The 19,534-nt window shown below is 33.3% G+C and carries 20 protein-coding genes; 12 read left to right on the top strand and 8 right to left on the bottom strand.

The window, feature by feature from the left end:
* The first annotated feature begins 3 nt into the window (after nt 1–3).
* The 6 genes from porX to BM296_RS16410 all read left to right on the top strand — a co-directional run bounded on the left by porX (nt 4) and on the right by BM296_RS16410 (nt 4,834).
* Nucleotides 4–1,548, top strand: a complete 1,545-nt coding sequence (gene porX, locus BM296_RS16430) for a T9SS response regulator signal transducer PorX (protein WP_091904584.1) — start codon at nt 4–6, stop codon at nt 1,546–1,548.
* 10 nt (nt 1,549–1,558) lie between these two features.
* Entirely contained in the window at nt 1,559–1,969 is a 411-nt protein-coding gene (gene tsaE / locus BM296_RS16425; protein WP_091904582.1) for a tRNA (adenosine(37)-N6)-threonylcarbamoyltransferase complex ATPase subunit type 1 TsaE, read from the top strand.
* A 227-nt stretch (nt 1,970–2,196) separates the two neighbouring features.
* Nucleotides 2,197–2,328, top strand: a complete 132-nt coding sequence (locus tag BM296_RS19720; RefSeq protein ID WP_262493897.1) for a hypothetical protein — start codon at nt 2,197–2,199, stop codon at nt 2,326–2,328.
* Between the two features lie 103 nt (nt 2,329–2,431).
* Nucleotides 2,432–3,076, top strand: a complete 645-nt coding sequence (locus tag BM296_RS16420; protein WP_091904579.1) for a hypothetical protein — start codon at nt 2,432–2,434, stop codon at nt 3,074–3,076.
* Nucleotides 3,077–3,174: 98 nt separating this feature from the next.
* Nucleotides 3,175–4,374 carry an alanine dehydrogenase gene (locus BM296_RS16415; protein WP_091904575.1) on the top strand — a complete coding sequence of 400 codons (1,200 nt, stop codon included), beginning with the start codon at nt 3,175–3,177 and terminating at the stop codon, nt 4,372–4,374.
* Nucleotides 4,375–4,450: 76 nt separating this feature from the next.
* A complete protein-coding gene (locus tag BM296_RS16410) occupies nt 4,451–4,834 on the top strand; it encodes a DUF4258 domain-containing protein (protein WP_091904571.1) in 384 nt (127 codons plus the stop codon).
* Between the two features lie 7 nt (nt 4,835–4,841).
* Here the strand turns inward: BM296_RS16410 and BM296_RS16405 are convergent, their stop codons facing one another.
* Nucleotides 4,842–6,008: a proline dehydrogenase family protein gene (locus BM296_RS16405; protein ID WP_091904568.1), complete on the bottom strand. Its 1,167-nt coding sequence runs from the start codon at nt 6,006–6,008 to the stop codon at nt 4,842–4,844.
* A 111-nt stretch (nt 6,009–6,119) separates the two neighbouring features.
* Here BM296_RS16405 and aroB point away from each other — a divergent pair, with 111 nt between their 5' ends.
* Nucleotides 6,120–7,181 carry a 3-dehydroquinate synthase gene (gene aroB, locus BM296_RS16400; RefSeq protein WP_091904565.1) on the top strand — a complete coding sequence of 354 codons (1,062 nt, stop codon included), beginning with the start codon at nt 6,120–6,122 and terminating at the stop codon, nt 7,179–7,181.
* A 108-nt stretch (nt 7,182–7,289) separates the two neighbouring features.
* Nucleotides 7,290–7,619 (top strand): hypothetical protein, encoded by a 330-nt coding sequence (locus tag BM296_RS16395; RefSeq protein ID WP_091904563.1) that lies wholly within the window; start codon nt 7,290–7,292, stop codon nt 7,617–7,619.
* Here the strand turns inward: BM296_RS16395 and BM296_RS16390 are convergent.
* The 3 genes from BM296_RS16390 to BM296_RS16380 all read right to left on the bottom strand — a co-directional run bounded on the left by BM296_RS16390 (nt 7,616) and on the right by BM296_RS16380 (nt 9,924).
* Nucleotides 7,616–8,137 (bottom strand): DinB family protein, encoded by a 522-nt coding sequence (locus tag BM296_RS16390; RefSeq protein WP_091904562.1) that lies wholly within the window; start codon nt 8,135–8,137, stop codon nt 7,616–7,618. The two genes, BM296_RS16395 and BM296_RS16390, sit on opposite strands and share 4 nt — an antisense overlap.
* An 87-nt stretch (nt 8,138–8,224) precedes the next feature.
* Entirely contained in the window at nt 8,225–8,704 is a 480-nt protein-coding gene (locus BM296_RS16385; protein WP_027066901.1) for an Lrp/AsnC family transcriptional regulator, read from the bottom strand.
* A gap of 116 nt (nt 8,705–8,820) precedes the next feature.
* Nucleotides 8,821–9,924: a M14 family metallopeptidase gene (locus tag BM296_RS16380; RefSeq protein ID WP_091904561.1), complete on the bottom strand. Its 1,104-nt coding sequence runs from the start codon at nt 9,922–9,924 to the stop codon at nt 8,821–8,823.
* A gap of 258 nt (nt 9,925–10,182) precedes the next feature.
* Between BM296_RS16380 and BM296_RS16375 the strand changes: the two genes are divergently transcribed.
* From BM296_RS16375 to BM296_RS16360, 4 genes are all read left to right on the top strand, one after another.
* Complete coding sequence (locus tag BM296_RS16375; RefSeq protein ID WP_091904560.1) at nt 10,183–10,539, top strand: helix-turn-helix transcriptional regulator; 357 nt, start codon at nt 10,183–10,185, stop codon at nt 10,537–10,539.
* A 71-nt stretch (nt 10,540–10,610) separates the two neighbouring features.
* Nucleotides 10,611–10,988 (top strand): hypothetical protein, encoded by a 378-nt coding sequence (locus tag BM296_RS16370; protein WP_317041561.1) that lies wholly within the window; start codon nt 10,611–10,613, stop codon nt 10,986–10,988.
* A 2-nt stretch (nt 10,989–10,990) separates the two neighbouring features.
* Nucleotides 10,991–11,800, top strand: a complete 810-nt coding sequence (locus BM296_RS16365) for a TerC family protein (RefSeq protein ID WP_091904558.1) — start codon at nt 10,991–10,993, stop codon at nt 11,798–11,800.
* A 113-nt stretch (nt 11,801–11,913) separates the two neighbouring features.
* Nucleotides 11,914–13,383 (top strand): Gfo/Idh/MocA family protein, encoded by a 1,470-nt coding sequence (locus BM296_RS16360; protein ID WP_091904556.1) that lies wholly within the window; start codon nt 11,914–11,916, stop codon nt 13,381–13,383.
* Between the two features lie 71 nt (nt 13,384–13,454).
* On the opposite strand, the gene BM296_RS16355 is transcribed toward BM296_RS16360, so the two are convergent.
* The 4 genes from BM296_RS16355 to BM296_RS16340 form a co-directional block, all read right to left on the bottom strand.
* A complete protein-coding gene (locus BM296_RS16355; RefSeq protein ID WP_027066895.1) occupies nt 13,455–14,411 on the bottom strand; it encodes a sterol desaturase family protein in 957 nt (318 codons plus the stop codon).
* Between the two features lie 109 nt (nt 14,412–14,520).
* Nucleotides 14,521–14,949, bottom strand: coding sequence for a large-conductance mechanosensitive channel protein MscL (gene mscL, locus BM296_RS16350; RefSeq protein WP_027066894.1), 429 nt, complete (start codon nt 14,947–14,949; stop codon nt 14,521–14,523).
* An 8-nt stretch (nt 14,950–14,957) separates the two neighbouring features.
* Nucleotides 14,958–17,618, bottom strand: a complete 2,661-nt coding sequence (locus BM296_RS16345) for a DNA gyrase/topoisomerase IV subunit A (protein ID WP_091904554.1) — start codon at nt 17,616–17,618, stop codon at nt 14,958–14,960.
* 25 nt (nt 17,619–17,643) lie between these two features.
* A complete protein-coding gene (locus tag BM296_RS16340; RefSeq protein ID WP_027066892.1) occupies nt 17,644–19,509 on the bottom strand; it encodes a DNA topoisomerase IV subunit B in 1,866 nt (621 codons plus the stop codon).
* Nucleotides 19,510–19,534: the final 25 nt, after the last annotated feature.

Raw genomic sequence — 19,534 nt, 5'->3', positions numbered from 1 at the left:
TCAATGAACAAAATAAAAATATTATGGGTAGATGATGAAATTGATTTACTCAAACCTCATATCATCTTTCTTGAATCTAAAAACTATAGCGTAATCAACTGCCAGAGTGGACAAGAGGCTTTAGAAGAATTAGCGGAAACTAGAGTAGATATTGTTTTCTTAGATGAAAATATGCCAGGTATATCTGGTTTAGAAACACTTTCAGAAATTAAAGTAATAGATAATTCCTTACCCGTGGTTATGATTACCAAGAGTGAAGAAGAGTTTATAATGGAAGAAGCTATTGGTTCTAAAATTGCCGATTACCTAATTAAGCCAGTAAACCCAAACCAGATTTTGCTTTCTTTAAAAAAGAATTTAGATCATTCTAGATTAGTTTCTGAAAAAACCACAAGCAACTATCAGCAAGAATTCAGAAAAATTGCGATGGACTTATCAATGGTTAATTCTTATCAAGAATGGGCAGATTTGTATAAAAAGCTTATTTATTGGGAACTACAATTAGAAGAAATTGAAGATAGTGGCATGTTCGAAATTCTTGAATCGCAAAAGACGGAAGCAAATCAGCAATTTGGGAAATTCGTAGAGCGCAACTATGAAGATTGGTTTACAGATATTGATGCACCGGTAATGTCTCATACACTATTCAAAAAATGGATTGCACCAGAAATTAAAGATCAAAAAACTTTATTGATTGTAGTTGATAATTTGCGTTACGATCAATGGTACGCTTTTGAAGATACTGTAAACTCCTTTTACAAAAAGAAAAAAGAAGATTCATATTATAGCATATTACCTACGGCTACACAATATGCACGTAACGCTATATTCTCTGGACTTACCCCTTTAGATATGGAGAAAAAGTATCCGGATTGGTGGAAAAACGATACGGATGAAGGAGGTAAAAATTTATTTGAAGATAAATTTCTTGATGCACAGTTAAAAAGACTGGGATTAGATTTAAAATGGGAGTATCATAAAATTAGTAGTCTTAAACAAGGAAAGCATTTAAGTCAGAATTTCAAAGGGCAAAAAGACAATGACCTAACTGTTATTGTATATAATTTTGTGGATATGCTATCTCACTCCAAAACCGAAATGGAGGTAATTAAGGAATTAGCATCTAATGATAAATCATACAGATCGCTAACCACAAGTTGGTTTAAAAATTCCCCAATGTTAGAAATCATTCAACAAGCACAAACTTTGGGAATGAAGTTAATCATCACTACTGATCATGGAACTATAAATGTAAAATCACCTTCAAAGGTAGTGGGCGACAGAGATACCAGTCTAAATTTACGTTACAAGACCGGTAGGAGCTTAACTTATGAAAAGAATGATGTGCTAGCTGCAAAAGATCCTAAATCTATTCATTTACCAAGTATTAATATGAGTAGCTCTTATATTTTCGCTAAGAATGATTTGTTTTTTGCTTATCCAAATAATTACAATCACTATGTTAGTTATTATAGAAATACATACCAACATGGCGGTGTATCATTAGAAGAAATGATTATACCTTTTGTAGTTTTGGAGCCTAAATAGTTTTTGGAATATGGAATTTATTTATAAAGAAGAAGATTTAAGCAACATTGTAAAGCAGCTAATAGAAAAATCAAATAGCAAAACCTTAGCTTTTTATGCTCCAATGGGTGCTGGTAAAACTACACTTATTAAAGCATTTATTAAGGAGTTAGGCAGTAAGGATAATGTAAGCAGCCCTACATTTGGTCTAGTAAATGAATATGCATTAGAAAATGGAGAATTATTAGCTTATCATTTTGATTTTTACAGACTTGAAGATGAAGTAGAAGCTATGGATATGGGCATAGATGATTATTTAACCTCTGACAGTTGGATATTCATGGAGTGGCCAGAGAAAATACCCAACCTAATTCCGAAAGACGTTCAAGAAATAACTATAGAAATTCTAGATGAGTCAACTCGTAGGCTAAAACTCTCATAACTAGTTGTTATAGCTTTATGGTTTTGTACAAACCTTATATGTAGAAAACGAACATCGTTGAGACCGAATTATTATTGTATTTATTCGATGAAAAACCAAAAAATCGATGTAATGTTCATAAAATCAGATAAAATGCTCATTTTTAACGTTTAAAACATTTTTAATTGTACATTATTTCTTACGTTTGTAGGAGAACAAACTAATGTTTAACCAAAAACCCCTTGAAAATGAAAAACAAAAGAACATTCTTAGCTTCCCTTGCCTTAGGCGTATTTTTATTAGCAATGACTGCTCCAGTTATTGATATTGATAATCAACAATTAAATGTTGATAAAAGGAAGTTGACTAAGAAAATATAATTATTATATTTTTTGAAATAAAAAGAGCAATTTAATTGCTCTTTTTTTATATATAATATTTAGGTATTTACATCGTTAGCATATAGTAATACTATATGTCCCAATGATTAATAAATCTAAAAGAAAAAAAGCTAAAAAAAAGATTTTCCTAGAATCTCTTATAGTTTTCTTTATAGCCATTTCTCCTTTCCTATATAAGACCTATGATTATTTGCCATACGATTCAAATGGTGACATATCTCTTTTCGGTTTTACTTTAGGTGGAAATGGATTTCCTGATGCATCAACATACCTATGGTTTTTGACTTCTAAAATTGTTCCATTATATCTGTTAATATTTTGGTTTTTAACGTCAAGAGATTGGTGGTACCATATTATTATCATTCCAATAGCGATGTATGCATTTCAATTATTTGAAGTATTTTATGATTCCGATCATTATATTGATACTGATAATATATGGTGGATAATACCAATTTGCATGATAACAATACCTTTTGTGTATTTTATTCGTATTAAACTTTATGATAAACATGTACATGGTATAGACTTAGAGGCAATGGAGGCGGAACTTGAAGAATTAAAAGCGAAAGGTTTTGGCAACAAGCATAAATCAACTAATAATGAAGACCTTGAAGCTCCATCTATTTCAGAAGAGTTAAATACCAAACTATCTACAGGTAATATTGAGAACATTTTAAAAGGTTTACAAAATCGCTTGCAAAACTGGCTTCATCTTAAACTTTAGCATTAAACTATCTTTACAGATAGTACAAAACATTCATTTCTTTAAAAATTGTACATTTGAGTTTCAAGTCATTGATTTGAACAACGCATATTTTAGTTATGAACCAACCCACTTCACCCTTTAGCAAACATCAATTAATTCCACAAGAGGAAACCTTAGAGGTTTTACGTCAAAAAGGTGAGCTTTTTATAGGTATTCCGAAAGAAAATCAATATCAAGAAAAAAGAATTTGTTTAACTCCTGATGCAGTTAATGCAATTACAGCAAATGGACATCGTGTTTTAATAGAATCTGGTGCAGGTGAAGGCGCACATTATTCAGATGCAGATTATATTACTGCAGGTGGCGAGATAACAAGAGATACAAAAAAAGTTTTTGCTTGTCCTCTTATTCTAAAAGTGGAGCCTCCTACCCTAACCGAAATAGAATTTATAAATCCGCAAACAACGGTTATTTCTGCGCTTCAAATTAAAACTCAATATAAAGAGTATTTCGAAGAACTTGCCAGAAAAAGAATTACCGCTATTGCTTTTGAATATATTCGTGATGAAGAAGGAAAATACCCAGCTGTAAGGTCTTTAAGTGAAATAGCAGGAATTTCCTCTGTATTAATTGCAGCGGAATTAATGGCTGCAAATAATAACGGTAATGGTTTAATGTTTGGTAACATCAGTGGAGTACCACCTGTAGAAGTTGTTATTATTGGAGCAGGTACAGTTGGAGAGTTCGCCGCGCGTTCAGCTATAGGCATTGGTGCCAATGTAAAGGTCTTTGACAACTCTATCACCAAACTCAGAAATATACAGACCAATTTAAAACAGACCGTTTACACTTCTACTATTCAACCAAAAAATCTACTTAAAGCTTTAAAACGTTGTGATGTAGCTATTGGTGCCACAAGAGGTAAAGACAGGTCTCCAGTAGTGGTTACAAGCACTATGGTAGAGCATATGAAAAAAGGTGCCGTTATCATAGATGTAAGTATTGATACAGGCGGCTGCTTTGAAACTAGCGAGATTACCGATCATAATAAACCTACAAGAAGAAAATTTGATGTAATACATTATGGAGTTCCAAACATACCGTCAAGATATCCAAAAACAGCTTCTGTAAGTATCAGCAATATATTCACTCCGTATTTATTAAAAATTGGTGAAGATGGCGGTTTAGAAAATTCATTACGTTTTGACAAAGGTCTACGTAACGGACTTTATATGTATCATGGTATTCTTACCAACAAATCTGTTGGAGAGTGGTTTGACTTACAATACAGTGATATTAATTTTCTTATTTTTTAGAATACTGAAAGCATTCTTTTTTCTATCCTATAAAAAGACATAATTTTGCATTTTTAATTTTACATAAAACGCATAAATGGATTTTCTTAAAAGGTTAGGTTTTTTCTTGGTAGGTTTATCCATTGGTATTGTATTTCTTACTTTCTTTCTTAAAAAGAAATCTCAAGAAACCGGAGTGTATTTCTGCTATCTTCCTGATTGTAGAACACTAAAAGATATTCGTTCAAAGGCAATGTACTATAGCGATGAAGCAAAGCAAAAACTTCAAGAGTTTCAATTAGACTCTATTGGGGTTACCTATATTTTAACAGAAGGTGATGTTGATTTTGGTAAAAGCGATACTAAATCTGTTCCTTGTAAAACATACATTGTAGAATCTGAATACAAGGAACGAGATTATAGGTTTACCGTAAAAAATTGTAGAGAAAAAGCCACCATTCAGAAAGTGGAACTACAATAAATAAAAATTATATCTTTCTACGCTTTCTTTCTTTTTTCAATAACGATAGCTCTCTACTAGTTTGTCCGGCAACAGAAGTGTTTTCATCCGCTCTTCTAATTAAATAAGGCATTACATCACGTACGGGTCCAAATGGTAAATATTTAGCAACATTATAGCCATTGGCCGCTAAATTATATGAGATATGGTCACTCATTCCATACAACTGCCCAAACCAAACGTGTTCATTATTTTTAGCTATACCTTTTTGCTCCATTAACTCCATTAGACGGTAACAACTATCTTCATTATGCGTACCGGAAAAAATAGATAGAGAATCAAGATTATCTATCATATATTCAATGGTAGCATTAAAATTTTCATCTGTTTCTGCTTTTGTTTTGCATATAGGAGAAGTATACCCTTTTTCTTTGGCTCTTTCATTTTCCTTTTCCATGTATGCACCACGTACAACCTTCATACCTACCAAAAAACCATCTTTTACCGCACGTTCTTGAAGTGCTTTCAAATAAGGTAATCGATCCCATCTGTATGTCTGTAAAGTATTAAATACAATTCTTTTCTTTTTGTTGTATTTACGCATCATATCTTCAGCTAAATCGTCTGCGGCATCTTGCATCCAACTTTCTTCGCCATCTATAAGCAAAGACACCTCTAAGTCGTGCGCTTTTTTACAAACCTTGTCAAACCTATTAACAACACGTTGCCATTCAGCTTGTTCCTTTTTTGTAAGTTCTTTTTTCTCGCTAATTTTTTGATACAACCCAAATCTTCCAAAACCGGTTGGTTTAAAAACTGCATAGGGAATAGCTTCCTTTTCTTTGACAAAGTCTAAAATTGTCAAAATCATTTCGGTAGCCGTGTCAAAAGGGTCTTCTTCTTCCTTACCTTCAACTGAATAATCTAGAACAGAGCAAACTCCTTTTCCCCACATTCGGTCCACTACAGGCAAGCAATCACGTTCATTTACGCCTCCACAAAAATGATCAAACACAGTAGCCCTAATAAGACCTTCTACAGGTAAATGTGCTTTAAAAGCAAAATTGGTAATTACCGAACCCATTTTCACTAATGGTTCATTTGAAATCATTTTAAAAAGAAAATAAGCTCTTTCTAATTCTGAGTCTGATTTTAAAGCAAATGCCGTTGCGGTATTTTCAAATATTTGGTCCATTTTTTAAAATTTCTATAACGATCAAATATAATCACAGAATTTATAATCCTAAGACTAAAAATAACCTTTATTTTGCGGTGAAATAGTAATCAATACTAAGCCATATTTTTAATGGATTCTATAATTTCAGATTCTTACGCAGTACATTTTAAAGAAAAAGCTTTTCAAGCTTTAAATTCTCATTTAGCTCAAAAGAAATATTCTATTGTTTTTATTTTGGTGGATGAAAATACACATGAACTTTGTCTACCAAATTTTATGGCAGAGATTAGTGGTGAATATCAGTTTGAGATTATTGAAATTGAATCCGGTGAAGTAAATAAAAACATTGAAACATGCATAGGTGTTTGGGAAGCTTTATCTGAATTAGGTGCCGACCGAAAAAGCGTTATGATTAACCTTGGTGGTGGCGTATTGACCGATATGGGTGGGTTTATAGCCTCAACTTTTAAAAGAGGAATAGATTTTATAAACGTACCTACTACCCTATTATCTATGGTAGATGCTTCTGTAGGTGGTAAAACGGGAATAGATCTAGGTTCCTTGAAAAATCAGATAGGTGTTATCAACCAACCAGTAATGGTATTAGTTGTGCCAGATTTTCTTGATACTCTTGATAATAGACAAGTACGAAGCGGTTTCGCAGAAATGCTGAAACACGGACTAATCCAAAACACAGCTTACTGGGAAGCCTTAAAAGATGCAGAAAGTTTAGAGGATATGAAAAATCATATTCTAACATCTATTCAGATAAAAAACAAAGTTGTACTTCAAGACCCCACAGAGCAACATATTCGTAAAATTTTGAATTACGGACACACACTTGGTCATGCTATTGAATCTTACTTCTTAGAGAATGAATCTAAAGAAATGCTTTTACATGGTGAAGCAATTGCGATAGGAATGATTTTAGAAGCTTATTTATCAAATAAACTTTTAGGACTAACTAATGAAAGCTTAGAAGATATAAAAACTACATTCTTAAATAGATATGATAAAGTAGAATTTTTGAATGATGATATTGACAACATTCTTAAACTTATGAAGTATGATAAGAAAAATTCGCACGGTAAAGTAAACTTTGTCCTCTTAAAATCTATTGGTGAACCTGAGTTCGATGTAGAAATTCCTGTAGATTTATTCTCAGAAGCTTTCGCTTACTACAAAGTTTAAAAACTTCATATACTCAAACAGGCACTTTCACAACTCTATAAAGCGAAATGTGATTTTAATTGCTAGCTTAGTTATAGATAATCACAACCCTCTATAAATAAATTAGTTATGACCAGACGACTTATTGATTACCGTAAATTAGACCACCAATTAGCAGCACTTTTAATAGAAACTTATCCTTATGGATATGGTGATGAAGACATTATCAGCTTCAAAAATATTAAAGGTGATTATGTTGAAGCTGTAGAGTTAAGAACAGTAGATACATTGTATCTTGTTAAGATAAGTAAAAGCCTTTCTAACTTCATCGCAAATTTTGAAGAGAATATAGAAAAGGAGTTAGAAACCAAAACACCCGAAGAAGTAATGCAATCGGAAGATTTGACGAAAGCAATCTACTTAAATTTTGAGATGGAAAATGAAGAAGAGCTAGATTAACTAAAATAGCGCTCGTTCAATATATTTTCATGATGTTTTTGGTGACCACTTATCACTAAACCTAACGCGGCTACTGACCAAGGAATATCACTAGCAGTACCAGTTCTTTTTAAATGTTCATCTAACATTGTATCGAACAAATTTATTGAGGCGTTACGAACAAAAAGATATTCTTTAAGTATATCTTCTTTGGTTCTTTGATTAGCATTACTTTCAACAACAAATATATTATGATCAAAACCAGGCAATGGGGTTTTATCATTTCTTGATATTCTAAAGGCACGATATTGAAATACCCGCTCAGTATCAATCAAGTGCACCAAAACTTCAGCTACGGTCCATTTGCCTTCTCCGTAACTATATTTAAATTGTTCATCGGTTAAACCATGAACCAAGCCTTTAAAGCTTTCTTTACCATTTTGTAAAGCTGATTTCAAATCATCTTGCTCATCGAGGGTATTTAAATAGGTTTTATAAAAATATTGAAATTCATTTTCCTGTAAATCCTTAACTCTCATTGAATAAAATTTATATAATTAAAAATCAAAAAAGCCCAATTATATAAGATAACCGGGCTTTATTTAAGTTAGTTGAATAACCGTTATTTATAACTCATTAAAAATGGTATGCATCAAACGCTTTTTATCGTTGAAGCTTTCTTCTAATGAAATCATAGTTTCAGTTCTACTAATACCATCAATATCATCAATTTTGAAGATAATGTTTTTGGCATGTGTAGTATCCTTTGCTCTAATTTTACAGAAAATATTAAATTTCCCTGTTGTTATATGTGCTATAGTTACATTAGGTATTTGATTTAAACGCTCAAGAACAAATTTTGTCTGATGTGTTTTTTCAAGAAAAATACCAACATAAGCTATAAAAGCATATCCTAGTTTTACATAATCTAAAGTAAGGGATGATCCTTTTATAATTCCTGCTTCCTCCATTTTCTTAACTCTTACATGCACTGTACCAGCAGATATAAGTAGTTTTTTTGCAATATCGGTAAAAGGAGTTCTGGTGTTGTCAATCAACATATCCAGAATTTGGTGGTCTATTTCGTCTAATTTGACTTTGCCCATAGTTGTAAAATTTTTGCCAAAAATAAAAAATAATCACATTAAATTCATTGAAACTTCGTTTTTTTTATAGAAAACGTAAACAATTTTACCTTTTCAAAGAAAAAAGACAAAGAATATCACGGTTGAAGATTCAATAAATCATTTTCTTTTAACCACTTAAGGTCATTTTCATCGTTGCAATTCAATGTCTTATGCGCATACAATTCTTTAGGTTCCTTTTCAAACACATGTAATTCTGGCCTAAACTCAACTTTGCCCTTATTTAAAACCTCTTTATATTGTATCGCAACCGCTTTACTATTGGTTAAATGATTAGAAATAAAGTCATCATTCTTAATTATTACATCTACAAACTGTTTTCCATTTTCGGGAATAGATAGGTACTGCTCTATACTATAATCTGAAATTGTGTTGTTTAAAAGAGTAGAAACACCTTTTAAAAGAGCCTTAAATATGAAAGCTCTTGTTTTCTCTCTATTATAATCTTCATGATAATGACCAGCTTCAAATAAAATAGTAGGGGTTTTACTCATTTGAAAAGCATCACCAACACAATTAGCATTAAAACCATCATCATACCTACCTACTTGACCGGGAATCTCTTCTTGCAACCTATTATTCATAGCTGCAATTAATTGCATACTTAATTCTCGTGATGGAGAATTGTTACGTTCCTTGTCAAAAGCTGGAGCCAAAAAAGAAACTGTAGCAGGCTTGTTAGTTTCCCCAACATTAAAAATAGTTCGCTGATCATGTAAATTAAAGCAGAAGTATGGTTCAAAATCTTGAAAGACCTTTCTTAGCACACGACTCTCTGGTTGTGATAAATCTTGCGCATCCCTATTAAGATCAATTTTATTAGCATTGACTCTCGTATAATCTCGAGCTCCATCAGGATTTAAAATCGGAATAATTTTTAATGTACATGCGTTTGAAATATCAGATACTTCTGCAACATTCCGTTTTAAATAATTTAATAAATCAATTACAGCCTTCGTTGTCGTAGATTCATTACCGTGCATTTGAGACCACATTAAAATACGTTTTGGTCCATTGCCAAACGTTATGCTTTTAATTGATTCTCCACGTACAGACTCCCCTACTTTTTCGATTTTAAAAGTGCTGGGCAGGCCATTTATAAATTCATCTATATGGTCATACGTAATATATCTCCCTAAAATATTAGAAACATAAATCTCACTATAATTTGATTCCTTCATTTTCACTCAACTTTTATAAATGCAAAAATACTACAGCCTTAGTTTACAATTGTAAACATTTTCAAATGAAATTAAACTGAACACAAGCTTCCTTAGTTTACAAAATTAACTTTTTTAATAATTTTGGTATTAAAATGTTTTAAATCAGTGTGTTATAATATTTTATTTAAACCAAAACTTGATAAATGACACCTGTATAACACCTATTTATTAAACTTATAACAGAACTAGATTAAAGAATATATTAACTTTGTAAACATGCTAGACACCACATCTTTTATATTAAGGTTAAAGACAATTTTAGCTCACAAGGAACTTTCATCGGCTGCATTCGCAGATTTAATAGATGTTCAACGATCAAGTATTTCACATTTATTAAACGGCAGAAATAAACCCAGCTTAGAGTTCATTATGAAAATTGATGAAGCATTTTCTGAAGTCGATTTGCAATGGCTGCTGTACGGTGAAGGTGACTTCCCCAAGTCTGAAAATAAAAATCAAATTCATTCTTCGAATAACAAAAATCAATTTGAACATAATTCTAATCATAAAACACTTGAACGAATAGTCATGTTTTACACTGACGGAACATTTAAAACATACACAGAGAAATAAATTTCTCTCAGCATAGAAACTATTCTATCCATTTCATCATTACTTCACTCCTATTTTCATTATTTTGCAATATGATGAAAAACTTATTATCTACAGCAGCTTTATGCATATTCCTAGCTTCTTGTTATCAACCTGAACGCGAATGTGAAAAATATAAAACAGGAACTTTTAAATTCACTTACGAAGTTGACGGTGTAGAAAAAGAGGGCAAATTTGCCAGAAGCGAAGACTACAGTGTAGATTATTATGAGAATAAAATTGACAGCGCTACCGTCCGCTGGTTTAACGATTGCGAATTTGTTCTACAAGATATCCACAGCAAAACAGCCATACATTATAAAATAATAAGCACAACGGACTCTTCGTACACCTTTGAATATAAAAGTGCAGTAAAAGACCCTAATAAGAAGCTTGTAGTTAAAACCGGAACTGCTATAAAAATCAACTAACCATGTTCGAAATTTTCACAAATCCAGATGCTTGGATCGCTTTGCTCACATTAACTTTTCTAGAAATTGTATTAGGAATAGATAATATAATTTTCATATCAATTGCAGCAGGAAAGCTTGAGCCCAACCAAAGAAAAAAGGCGACAAGCTTAGGATTGGTTCTAGCCATGGCAATGCGAATTGTATTGCTCTTTGGTATATCATTACTTACATCAATGAAAAAACCTTTTTGGGTATTTGATAGCGATTGGATTAGCGGAGGAATTAGCGGACAAGGAATAATCTTATTTCTCGGTGGTTTATTTTTACTCTATAAAAGCACCAAGGAAATTCATGAAAAAGTAGAAGATAAAGGACATGATGAGCGCGAAGTAAAAAAAGCCAGATCAACCTCATTAACTAATGCCATACTTCAAATAACCGTAATAAACATAGTATTCTCTTTTGATTCTATACTTACCGCTATTGGTATGACTAACGGAATATCGCCCAATCCTAATGATGCCCTTGTGCTAATGATTGTAGCTGTAGTAATATCTGTAATTATAATGATGCTATTCGCAAACCCTGTTGGAGAGTTTGTAAATAGACATCCATCAATTCAAATATTAGGATTGTCATTTTTAATTCTAATTGGCTTTATGTTAATAGCAGAATCTGCACATCTAAGCCATTTGGTTGTATTTGGTAATGAAGCAGGTACAATACCTAAAGGCTACCTATACTTTACTATTGCCTTTTCTTTAATGGTAGAATTTTTTGATTTACGAATGAAGAAGAATAAAAAAAACGTTGGGGAAATAGAGGAATAAATTTACTTTTCATCAACCACTTAAGCCCCTTGTAATCAATTGTTTCACGATTGCTTTACAAGGGGCTTTTATGTATCTTGGTTACACCATTCAACTTTTAACCAAGAACAATCATGAAAGACAACAAAAAGATAAATCCAGCTAAAATTAACCGACGCAGTTTTGTGAAAAAATCTGCCTTGGCAAGTTCTATTTTTATAGTACCAAGACATGTATTAGGCGGACCTGGGTTTATATCCCCTAGCGACCGTTTAAACATTGCCGCTATTGGAGCCGGAGGAAAAGGTATTAGCGATATAAAGAACGCATCTGTTAATGGTAGAGAGCGTGTAGCAGCTTTATGTGATGTAGATTTTTCAGGAAGTGCGGCAAAAAGCATTGAAAACTTCCCAAAGGCAAAATTATATGATGATTTTAGGGTAATGTTAGACAAGAAGAAAAACATAGATGCCGTAACAATTTCTACGCCAGATCATATACATGGTCCCGCAGCAAAATGGGCTATGGAGCGCGGCATACATGTTTACGTGCAAAAACCCATGACACATAACATTAAAGAAGCCAGAGCGCTAACCCAAATGGCAAGAACCAACAAAATTGTCACTCAAATGGGAAATCAAGGCGGATCCAATCCACTTCTTGGTATGGTGCAACAATGGATAGATGAGGATAAAATAGGTGCGGTATCAAAAGTACAAGTATGGACCAATAGACCCGTTTGGCCGCAAGGAATTGAAATGCCCAAACCAGATGCAAGCCTTAAACCCGATGCTCTAAATTGGGACTTATGGCTAGGACCTGCAACCGAAAGGGAATTTGTACCCAACCTACACCCTTTTAATTGGAGAGGTTGGTGGGATTTTGGAACAGGAGCCCTTGGCGATGTTGGCTGCCACTTAATAGATATACCTTTTAGAACATTAAATTTAAAGTACCCTACGGATGCAGAATGTAGTGTTGCATCAGTATTTTCAAAAATGTGGACCCCAGATTACTACCCAGAAGGCTGTCCCCCTTCTTCTTTCATAACCTTGCACTTTAATGCTACAGACAAATCAAAATCACCTATTGAAATGACATGGAGCGATGGTGGTATCCGTCCATCACATCCAGACATTATTCCTGCAAATGATGATATAGGCGGCAAAGAAAGTGCTAACGGTGTATTAATCATTGGTGAAAAAGGAATCATCTCCACTAATATTAACGATAGCTCTCCTTTAATGCCAAAATTATATCTTAACGATGGAACCACTGAGTTTGGACCTGAAGTCGAAGAGAATTTAGAGCCAGAGTATGGCCATCAACGTAAATGGATAGACGCTTGTAAAGCCGGTTTTGGCAGTGATGAGCACCTAAATCTAACATCCTCTTTTGATTACGCCGGACCAATGACAGAAACAGTACTTATGGGTAATTTAGCGATTAGAAGTTACATGCTTCAACGAGAGAATTCTGAAGGTGCTATGGAATTCTTTGCTCGTAAAAAACTACTGTGGGATGGAGAAAATATGAGAATAACGAATATGGAAGAAGCCAACCTATTTGTTGGTAGAACATATAGAAAAGGTTGGGAAGTTTAAAATCTAATATAAATAATGCGCATAAAAAAGGGAGGCTTTCAGCCTCCCTTTTTTATATAAATTAATCAACCTTAATTCGGTCTATTAAAAGCAACCTTTGGGTTTGCTTCTTTTTGTTCTTTAAACAAGCGTTGTTGCTGCTTTACGGTCATTGTACTACCATCATGACTCCAGCCTGGAGGTCCAAAAATGTACATTAATTTATGACTTAACTTTTTAGACTTTTTTACATCTGCCCAAATATCTTTAAACTCATGCGTAAGTATTACGATAGGGTTGTTAGAATTAGGCGCATGAATAACACCAAATTTCACATCAATCTCTTCATCATACTCTTTCCAGGTTCCAAAAATCTTATCGAAAAAGTTTAAAAAACCACCGTGATTCTTATCTAAATACTCCACATTTTGAGCGTGGTGCACTTGATGCATTGTATGTGTATTGAATATTTTTTCAATGAATCCCATTTTGGGTACATACTGAGAATGTAGCTGAAATTGCCAAAAAGATTCAATTGCCAAACAAACCACTACCATTTCTACCGGAAATCCAATGATAGGCATCCATACATAGAAAAAAGGCTTGTACAATAAGGTAAACCATCCATTACGGATTGCAGTACCAAGATTAAAGTTATCCGAAGAATGATGTACTATATGTGCTGCCCAAAGAATACGAATTTCATGATTTGCTCGATGGAACCAATAATAGGTAAAATCATCCGCTAATTGACACAGTAACCAAACGTACCATGCATAGCCAAACGATTTATAGCCCATTATGTTAGTTCTAACCCCATCTACCATAGGATTGAAAAACTCATAAGCATATTCAAAAAGAACAACTAACAAAATAACTTTTAATAAAGGTCCAATAATTGCCGAGCCAATACCCATTACACTACTAGCAGCAAAATCTTTCCAATCATAAAGATCATCATCTCCATGGGTTTTGCTGTAGGTTAATTCTAATAAAATAAAAGCAATGAAAGCCGGTGCACCGTATACCAGCGGGTTAGTAAAATCCATTAATTCAAAATTTTTGTAAAGGTAGTTATAAAACCAACTATTCTTTAAAGTTGTCTAATCTTAACTCTCTATATTGAAATAAGGCATCTCAATAATTAAACAGTTATTCTTATTTCTTTCCTTTTAATATAGCATTCTGTTCTTTTAGCAATTTTTCCATACTTGACAACAATACTATGTTCTTAGGTGTTTCAACTTCCTTATTCGTAGGGTCTTCTGACTTTTCCTTAAACCTATTTATAAATTTCACCATTACAAAAATGGTAAATGCAATTATTCCAAAATCAATTAAGGACTCTATTAATTCTCCATAACCTATCGCTACCTCTTCAACCTTTTCGCCCGCCTCTCTAAGAATCCATTTCTTATTGGAAAGATTAACATCGTCAGTTAATAAGGAAAGCGGGGGCATAATAATAGCGGAAACAATTGTACTAACCACTTTGTTAAACGCAGTACCGATTATTATACCTACTGCGAGATCGATCATATTGCCCTTGATGGCAAAATTCTTAAACTCTTGAAAAAAATTCTTCATAAAAACGACTAATCAAATAATGTAGGTTCATCTGCCGAAGGGTCTTTCCCATCCTTCGATTTTTCATTTTCATCGTTAGATGTTAGAGACTCCTCATCTACTACCTCTATATTCTCAGGTTGTTCAGGCGCTACCGGCTCAAAAGGCAAAGGCTCCAGTAAATTGATGTTTTTCACCTTTTCAGTAATGAATTGATTACCTAAAGCTTTTATTCCTTTAACCGATATAAAATCTTCAATATCAACAGATTCATTTTCTTTAGCATCCCTACCTCTTGGTTTAGGAAATTCAATTTCAACCATTGGTCTCCAATCTGTTGAAACCAACTCTAAATATGATTTTGGATGTTCAGAAATAAATGATTCCTCTTTATTTTCGCTTTCCACCAAGAACCTTTTTACATAAAAACGTTCTTTTTCACCTTCCCAATAAATAGCCGAAATTGGTTTTTCAGGTATCCATTTTTCCAATACGATCATATCATCATCAAAGTGAGAAGTCAACACAGGTAAAAATGTCTTAACGACCCCTTTCTGATTAATCACCAATAAAAGATCATCACCTTTAAATTCACCTAACAACTCACCCCTTCCATCAACATTCAATCTACGTACAACATCATCGAACCAAATCTTCCTTGGCTTTAATGTAGATACACCTTTCTCCTTTAACTCAATTCGTTTTACAGAATACTTAGTGACTATATTACCTTTAGAAGCTCTTCCTTTAATAAGAACATCAGAGAAATCTATATCCCATTTCAGTTTTTTAATACTACCCACTTGACGAAGTAAAACAGTAATAACTTCTGCTTCTCCGTTAGGGTTGGCAGTGAAATACAATACTTGGGAACCAGCTTTTCCTGTAGTTAAATCATAAAGTCTATCTCTAGTAATACTCGTAACATTAAATCGCTTTATGTACGTTGCACCGCCCTTACCATCTTTATAAACTAAATTATAAGTAGTACGCTTATCTTTCTTCTTAAATACGGCTACGTGAATAATTCCCTTACCCACAAAAATTTTAGAATCAACTTTTGACACCATCATTTTACCCTCATTGGTAATAACAATAATATCATCAATATCACTACAGTCCGTTACATATTCGTCTTTCTTTAAAGAAGTGCCAACGAAGCCTTCTTCCCTATTTACATAGAGCTTGGTATTCCTTATAGCTACTTTAGTAGCTTCAATATCATCAAAAATTCTAATTTCGGTTAAACGTCCTCTTTCCTTACCGTAAGTTTCCTTAAGATTTTTGAAATAATTTATTGCAAACTCAATCAGGTTCGCCAAATGATGTTTTACCTCTGCAATTCGCTCTTGAAGACTTTCTAAATATTGCTGTGCTTTGTCCAAATCGAATTTAGAAATCCTCTTAATACGTATTTCTGTAAGCCTGGTAATATCCTCCTCTGTAACGGCTCGTTTTAAATGTTTAGTAAAAGGTGCTAAACCTTTATCTATTGCCTTGATAACGCCTTCCCAAGTCTCCTCTTCTTCAATATCACGGTAGATACGATTTTCAATAAAAATTCGCTCTAAAGAAGCAAAATGCCAATGCTCTTCCAATTCCTTCAATTGAATCTCTAACTCTCGCTTTAACAATTCCACTGTTGAATCAGTAGACCTTTTAAGCATTTCCGTAACACCGATAAACAATGGCTTATTATCTTCTATAATACAACCAAGCGGTGAAATTGAAGATTCGCAAGCGGTAAAAGCATAAAGGGCATCTATTGTTTTATCTGGTGATATCCCAGAAGGAAGATGTATTAAAATCTCAACATCTGCCGCTGTGTTATCCTCAATTTTTTTAATTTTTATCTTGCCCTTATCATTGGCCTTTAAAATAGAATCTATTAAACTACCAGTATTAGTACCATATGGTATTTCATTGATTACTAGCGTATTCTTATCTAATTGAGCGATCTTTGCACGAACTCGTATTTTACCACCTCTTAGTCCATCATTATAGTTTGTAACATCTATAATACCTGCTGTTGGAAAATCTGGATAAATCTTAAATCGCTGTCCTTTTAGGTGTTTGATTGAAGCATCAATTAGCTCTACAAAATTATGCGAAAGTACTTTGGTAGATAAACCAACGGCAATACCTTCTGCACCTTGTGCCAGTAACAGAGGAAATTTAACTGGAAGATTTACAGGCTCTTTCTTTCTACCATCATAGGATGATTGCCATTCTGTAATTTTAGGGCTAAAAATAACCTCTAAAGCAAATTTAGAGAGTCTAGCCTCAATATACCTAGATGCAGCTGCACGATCTCCTGTTAGAATGTTACCCCAGTTTCCTTGAGTGTCTATCAGCAAATCCTTTTGACCAATTTGCACCATAGCATCAGCAATACTAGCATCACCATGTGGGTGGTACTGCATTGTATGACCTACAACATTGGCTACCTTGTTATATCTACCATCATCCAACTCCTTTAAGGAGTGCATAATTCTACGTTGAACAGGTTTAAAACCATCTTCGATAGCTGGTACAGCACGTTCTAAAATAACATAAGAAGCATAGTCAAGAAACCAATCCTTATACATACCAGATACTCTTGTTAGAGCATCGGTCGGTTCCGCATCAACATTATTATCCTCTGAAAGATTATCGTTATTCTCCTCGTTTAAATCGTCATTTTCTTCCATTCAGAAGCAATCGTATTTACTTAGTTTATATTACTTTATCTTCAATTAAATCAACCTCTACTTTAAGATTGTTAATTATAAATTTTTGTCTATCTGGCGTATTTTTTCCCATATAGAAACTCAACAATTCTTCAATAGACATTGCCTTGTCTAACATTATTGGCTCAAGACGTATATCTTCACCAATAAAGTGCCTAAACTCATCTGGAGAAATTTCACCCAAACCTTTAAATCGAGTTATCTCTGGTTTGCCAGTTAATTTATTAATTGCCATTTGTCGCTCTTCATCGCTGTAACAATAAATAGTTTCTTTCTTATTTCGCACCCTAAACAAAGGTGTTTGCAAAATGTACAAATGATTTTCTTTAATCAACTCTGGAAAAAATTGCAAAAAGAAAGTAATCAACAACAACCTTATATGCATACCATCAACATCGGCATCGGTAGCTATTATGATATTATTATATCTTAAATCTTCAATTGACTCTTCTATATTTAATGCAGCTTGCAGTAAATTAAACTCTTCATTCTCATAAACTATCTTTTTAGTCATTCCATAAGAATTTAAAGGCTTACCCTTTAAACTAAAAACAGCTTGTGTATTTACATCTCTAGATTTGGTAATTGAACCAGAAGCTGAATCTCCCTCAGTAATAAAAAGAGAACTTTCTAATCTACGATCATGCTTTATATCACTTAAGTGAACTCTACAATCTCTAAGTTTTTTATTATGAAGGTTAGATTTTTTAGCCCTATCCCTTGCCAATTTACGAATACCAGAAAGTTCTTTTCGCTCTTTCTCGGCCATCATAATTTTTCTCTGAAGCTTATCGGCCGTGTCTGAATTCTTATGCAGATAGTTATCTAAATACTTACCAACAAAATCATTGATATATGTACGAACAGTTGGCAAATTACCACCCATGTCCGTAGAGCCCAATTTTGTTTTAGTTTGACTTTCAAATACAGGTTCCATCACTTTTAAGGCGATGGCAGAAATGATAGATTTCCGAATATCGGAAGCTTCATAATTCTTTCCGTAAAAATCACGAATTGTTTTTACGATTGCCTCTCTAAATGCAGCTTGGTGTGTACCTCCATGAGTTGTATGTTGTCCATTAACAAACGAATGATATTCCTCACTATATTGTGTTCTACTATGGGTTATAGCAATTTCGATATCTTCTCCTTTCAGATGGATAATAGGATAAAGCATATCATCCATATTATTATTATCCTCAAGAAGATCACGTAATCCATTTTCAGAGAAAAACTTTTCACCATTAAAAACAATGGTTAATCCAGGATTTAGATACACATAGTTTTTAAGCATGCGCTCTACATACTCATTTCTAAACTTGTAATTTTTAAAAATAGCTTCATCAGGTATAAATGTAACTTTGGTACCTTTTCTTTTTGAGGATTCTTCAGGACCAACCTCGTTCTCTAAATTACCCGAACTAAATTGAGCCGTTTTAACCTGGTTATCTCGTGATGATTGAACTTCAAAAAAACTGGACAATGCATTTACTGCCTTTGTACCAACTCCGTTTAAACCAACAGATTTTTTAAAAGCACGACTATCGTACTTACCACCCGTATTCATTTTAGAAACTACATCTACTACTTTACCAAGTGGAATACCACGACCATAATCTCTTACTTTAACCACTTTATCCTTAATAGATATTTCTATGGTTTTGCCAGCACCCATTACAAACTCATCTATACAGTTATCTATTACTTCTTTTAAAAGTATATAAATACCATCATCTGCAGAAGAACCATCTCCTAATTTACCAATGTACATACCGGGCCTTAATCGGATATGTTCTTTCCAATCAAGCGAGCGTATGTTATCTTCGGTATATTTAGTAGTGTCTTGGGACATTTTAAAAAGTTTATGAAAGTTGCGC

Origin of the sequence: Maribacter stanieri (assembly GCF_900112245.1) — a bacterium.
GTDB lineage: Bacteria > Bacteroidota > Bacteroidia > Flavobacteriales > Flavobacteriaceae > Maribacter > Maribacter stanieri.
Note: the sequence above shows the minus strand (reverse complement) of the source record. Positions and strands in the feature narration are given on the sequence as shown.

Excerpts from the sequence above, each read along its gene's own strand:
- porX (WP_091904584.1), top strand. The coding sequence starts at position 4 with ATGAACAAAATAAAAATATTATGGGTAGATGATGAAATTGATTTACTC.
- tsaE (WP_091904582.1), top strand. The coding sequence starts at position 1,559 with ATGGAATTTATTTATAAAGAAGAAGATTTAAGCAACATTGTAAAGCAG.
- BM296_RS19720 (WP_262493897.1), top strand. The coding sequence starts at position 2,197 with ATGAAAAACAAAAGAACATTCTTAGCTTCCCTTGCCTTAGGCGTATTT.
- BM296_RS16420 (WP_091904579.1), top strand. The coding sequence starts at position 2,432 with ATGATTAATAAATCTAAAAGAAAAAAAGCTAAAAAAAAGATTTTCCTA.
- BM296_RS16415 (WP_091904575.1), top strand. The coding sequence starts at position 3,175 with ATGAACCAACCCACTTCACCCTTTAGCAAACATCAATTAATTCCACAA.
- BM296_RS16410 (WP_091904571.1), top strand. The coding sequence starts at position 4,451 with ATGGATTTTCTTAAAAGGTTAGGTTTTTTCTTGGTAGGTTTATCCATT.
- BM296_RS16405 (WP_091904568.1), bottom strand. The coding sequence starts at position 6,008 with ATGGACCAAATATTTGAAAATACCGCAACGGCATTTGCTTTAAAATCA.
- aroB (WP_091904565.1), top strand. The coding sequence starts at position 6,120 with ATGGATTCTATAATTTCAGATTCTTACGCAGTACATTTTAAAGAAAAA.
- BM296_RS16395 (WP_091904563.1), top strand. The coding sequence starts at position 7,290 with ATGACCAGACGACTTATTGATTACCGTAAATTAGACCACCAATTAGCA.
- BM296_RS16390 (WP_091904562.1), bottom strand. The coding sequence starts at position 8,137 with ATGAGAGTTAAGGATTTACAGGAAAATGAATTTCAATATTTTTATAAA.
- BM296_RS16385 (WP_027066901.1), bottom strand. The coding sequence starts at position 8,704 with ATGGGCAAAGTCAAATTAGACGAAATAGACCACCAAATTCTGGATATG.
- BM296_RS16380 (WP_091904561.1), bottom strand. The coding sequence starts at position 9,924 with ATGAAGGAATCAAATTATAGTGAGATTTATGTTTCTAATATTTTAGGG.
- BM296_RS16375 (WP_091904560.1), top strand. The coding sequence starts at position 10,183 with ATGCTAGACACCACATCTTTTATATTAAGGTTAAAGACAATTTTAGCT.
- BM296_RS16370 (WP_317041561.1), top strand. The coding sequence starts at position 10,611 with ATGATGAAAAACTTATTATCTACAGCAGCTTTATGCATATTCCTAGCT.
- BM296_RS16365 (WP_091904558.1), top strand. The coding sequence starts at position 10,991 with ATGTTCGAAATTTTCACAAATCCAGATGCTTGGATCGCTTTGCTCACA.
- BM296_RS16360 (WP_091904556.1), top strand. The coding sequence starts at position 11,914 with ATGAAAGACAACAAAAAGATAAATCCAGCTAAAATTAACCGACGCAGT.
- BM296_RS16355 (WP_027066895.1), bottom strand. The coding sequence starts at position 14,411 with ATGGATTTTACTAACCCGCTGGTATACGGTGCACCGGCTTTCATTGCT.
- mscL (WP_027066894.1), bottom strand. The coding sequence starts at position 14,949 with ATGAAGAATTTTTTTCAAGAGTTTAAGAATTTTGCCATCAAGGGCAAT.
- BM296_RS16345 (WP_091904554.1), bottom strand. The coding sequence starts at position 17,618 with ATGGAAGAAAATGACGATTTAAACGAGGAGAATAACGATAATCTTTCA.
- BM296_RS16340 (WP_027066892.1), bottom strand. The coding sequence starts at position 19,509 with ATGTCCCAAGACACTACTAAATATACCGAAGATAACATACGCTCGCTT.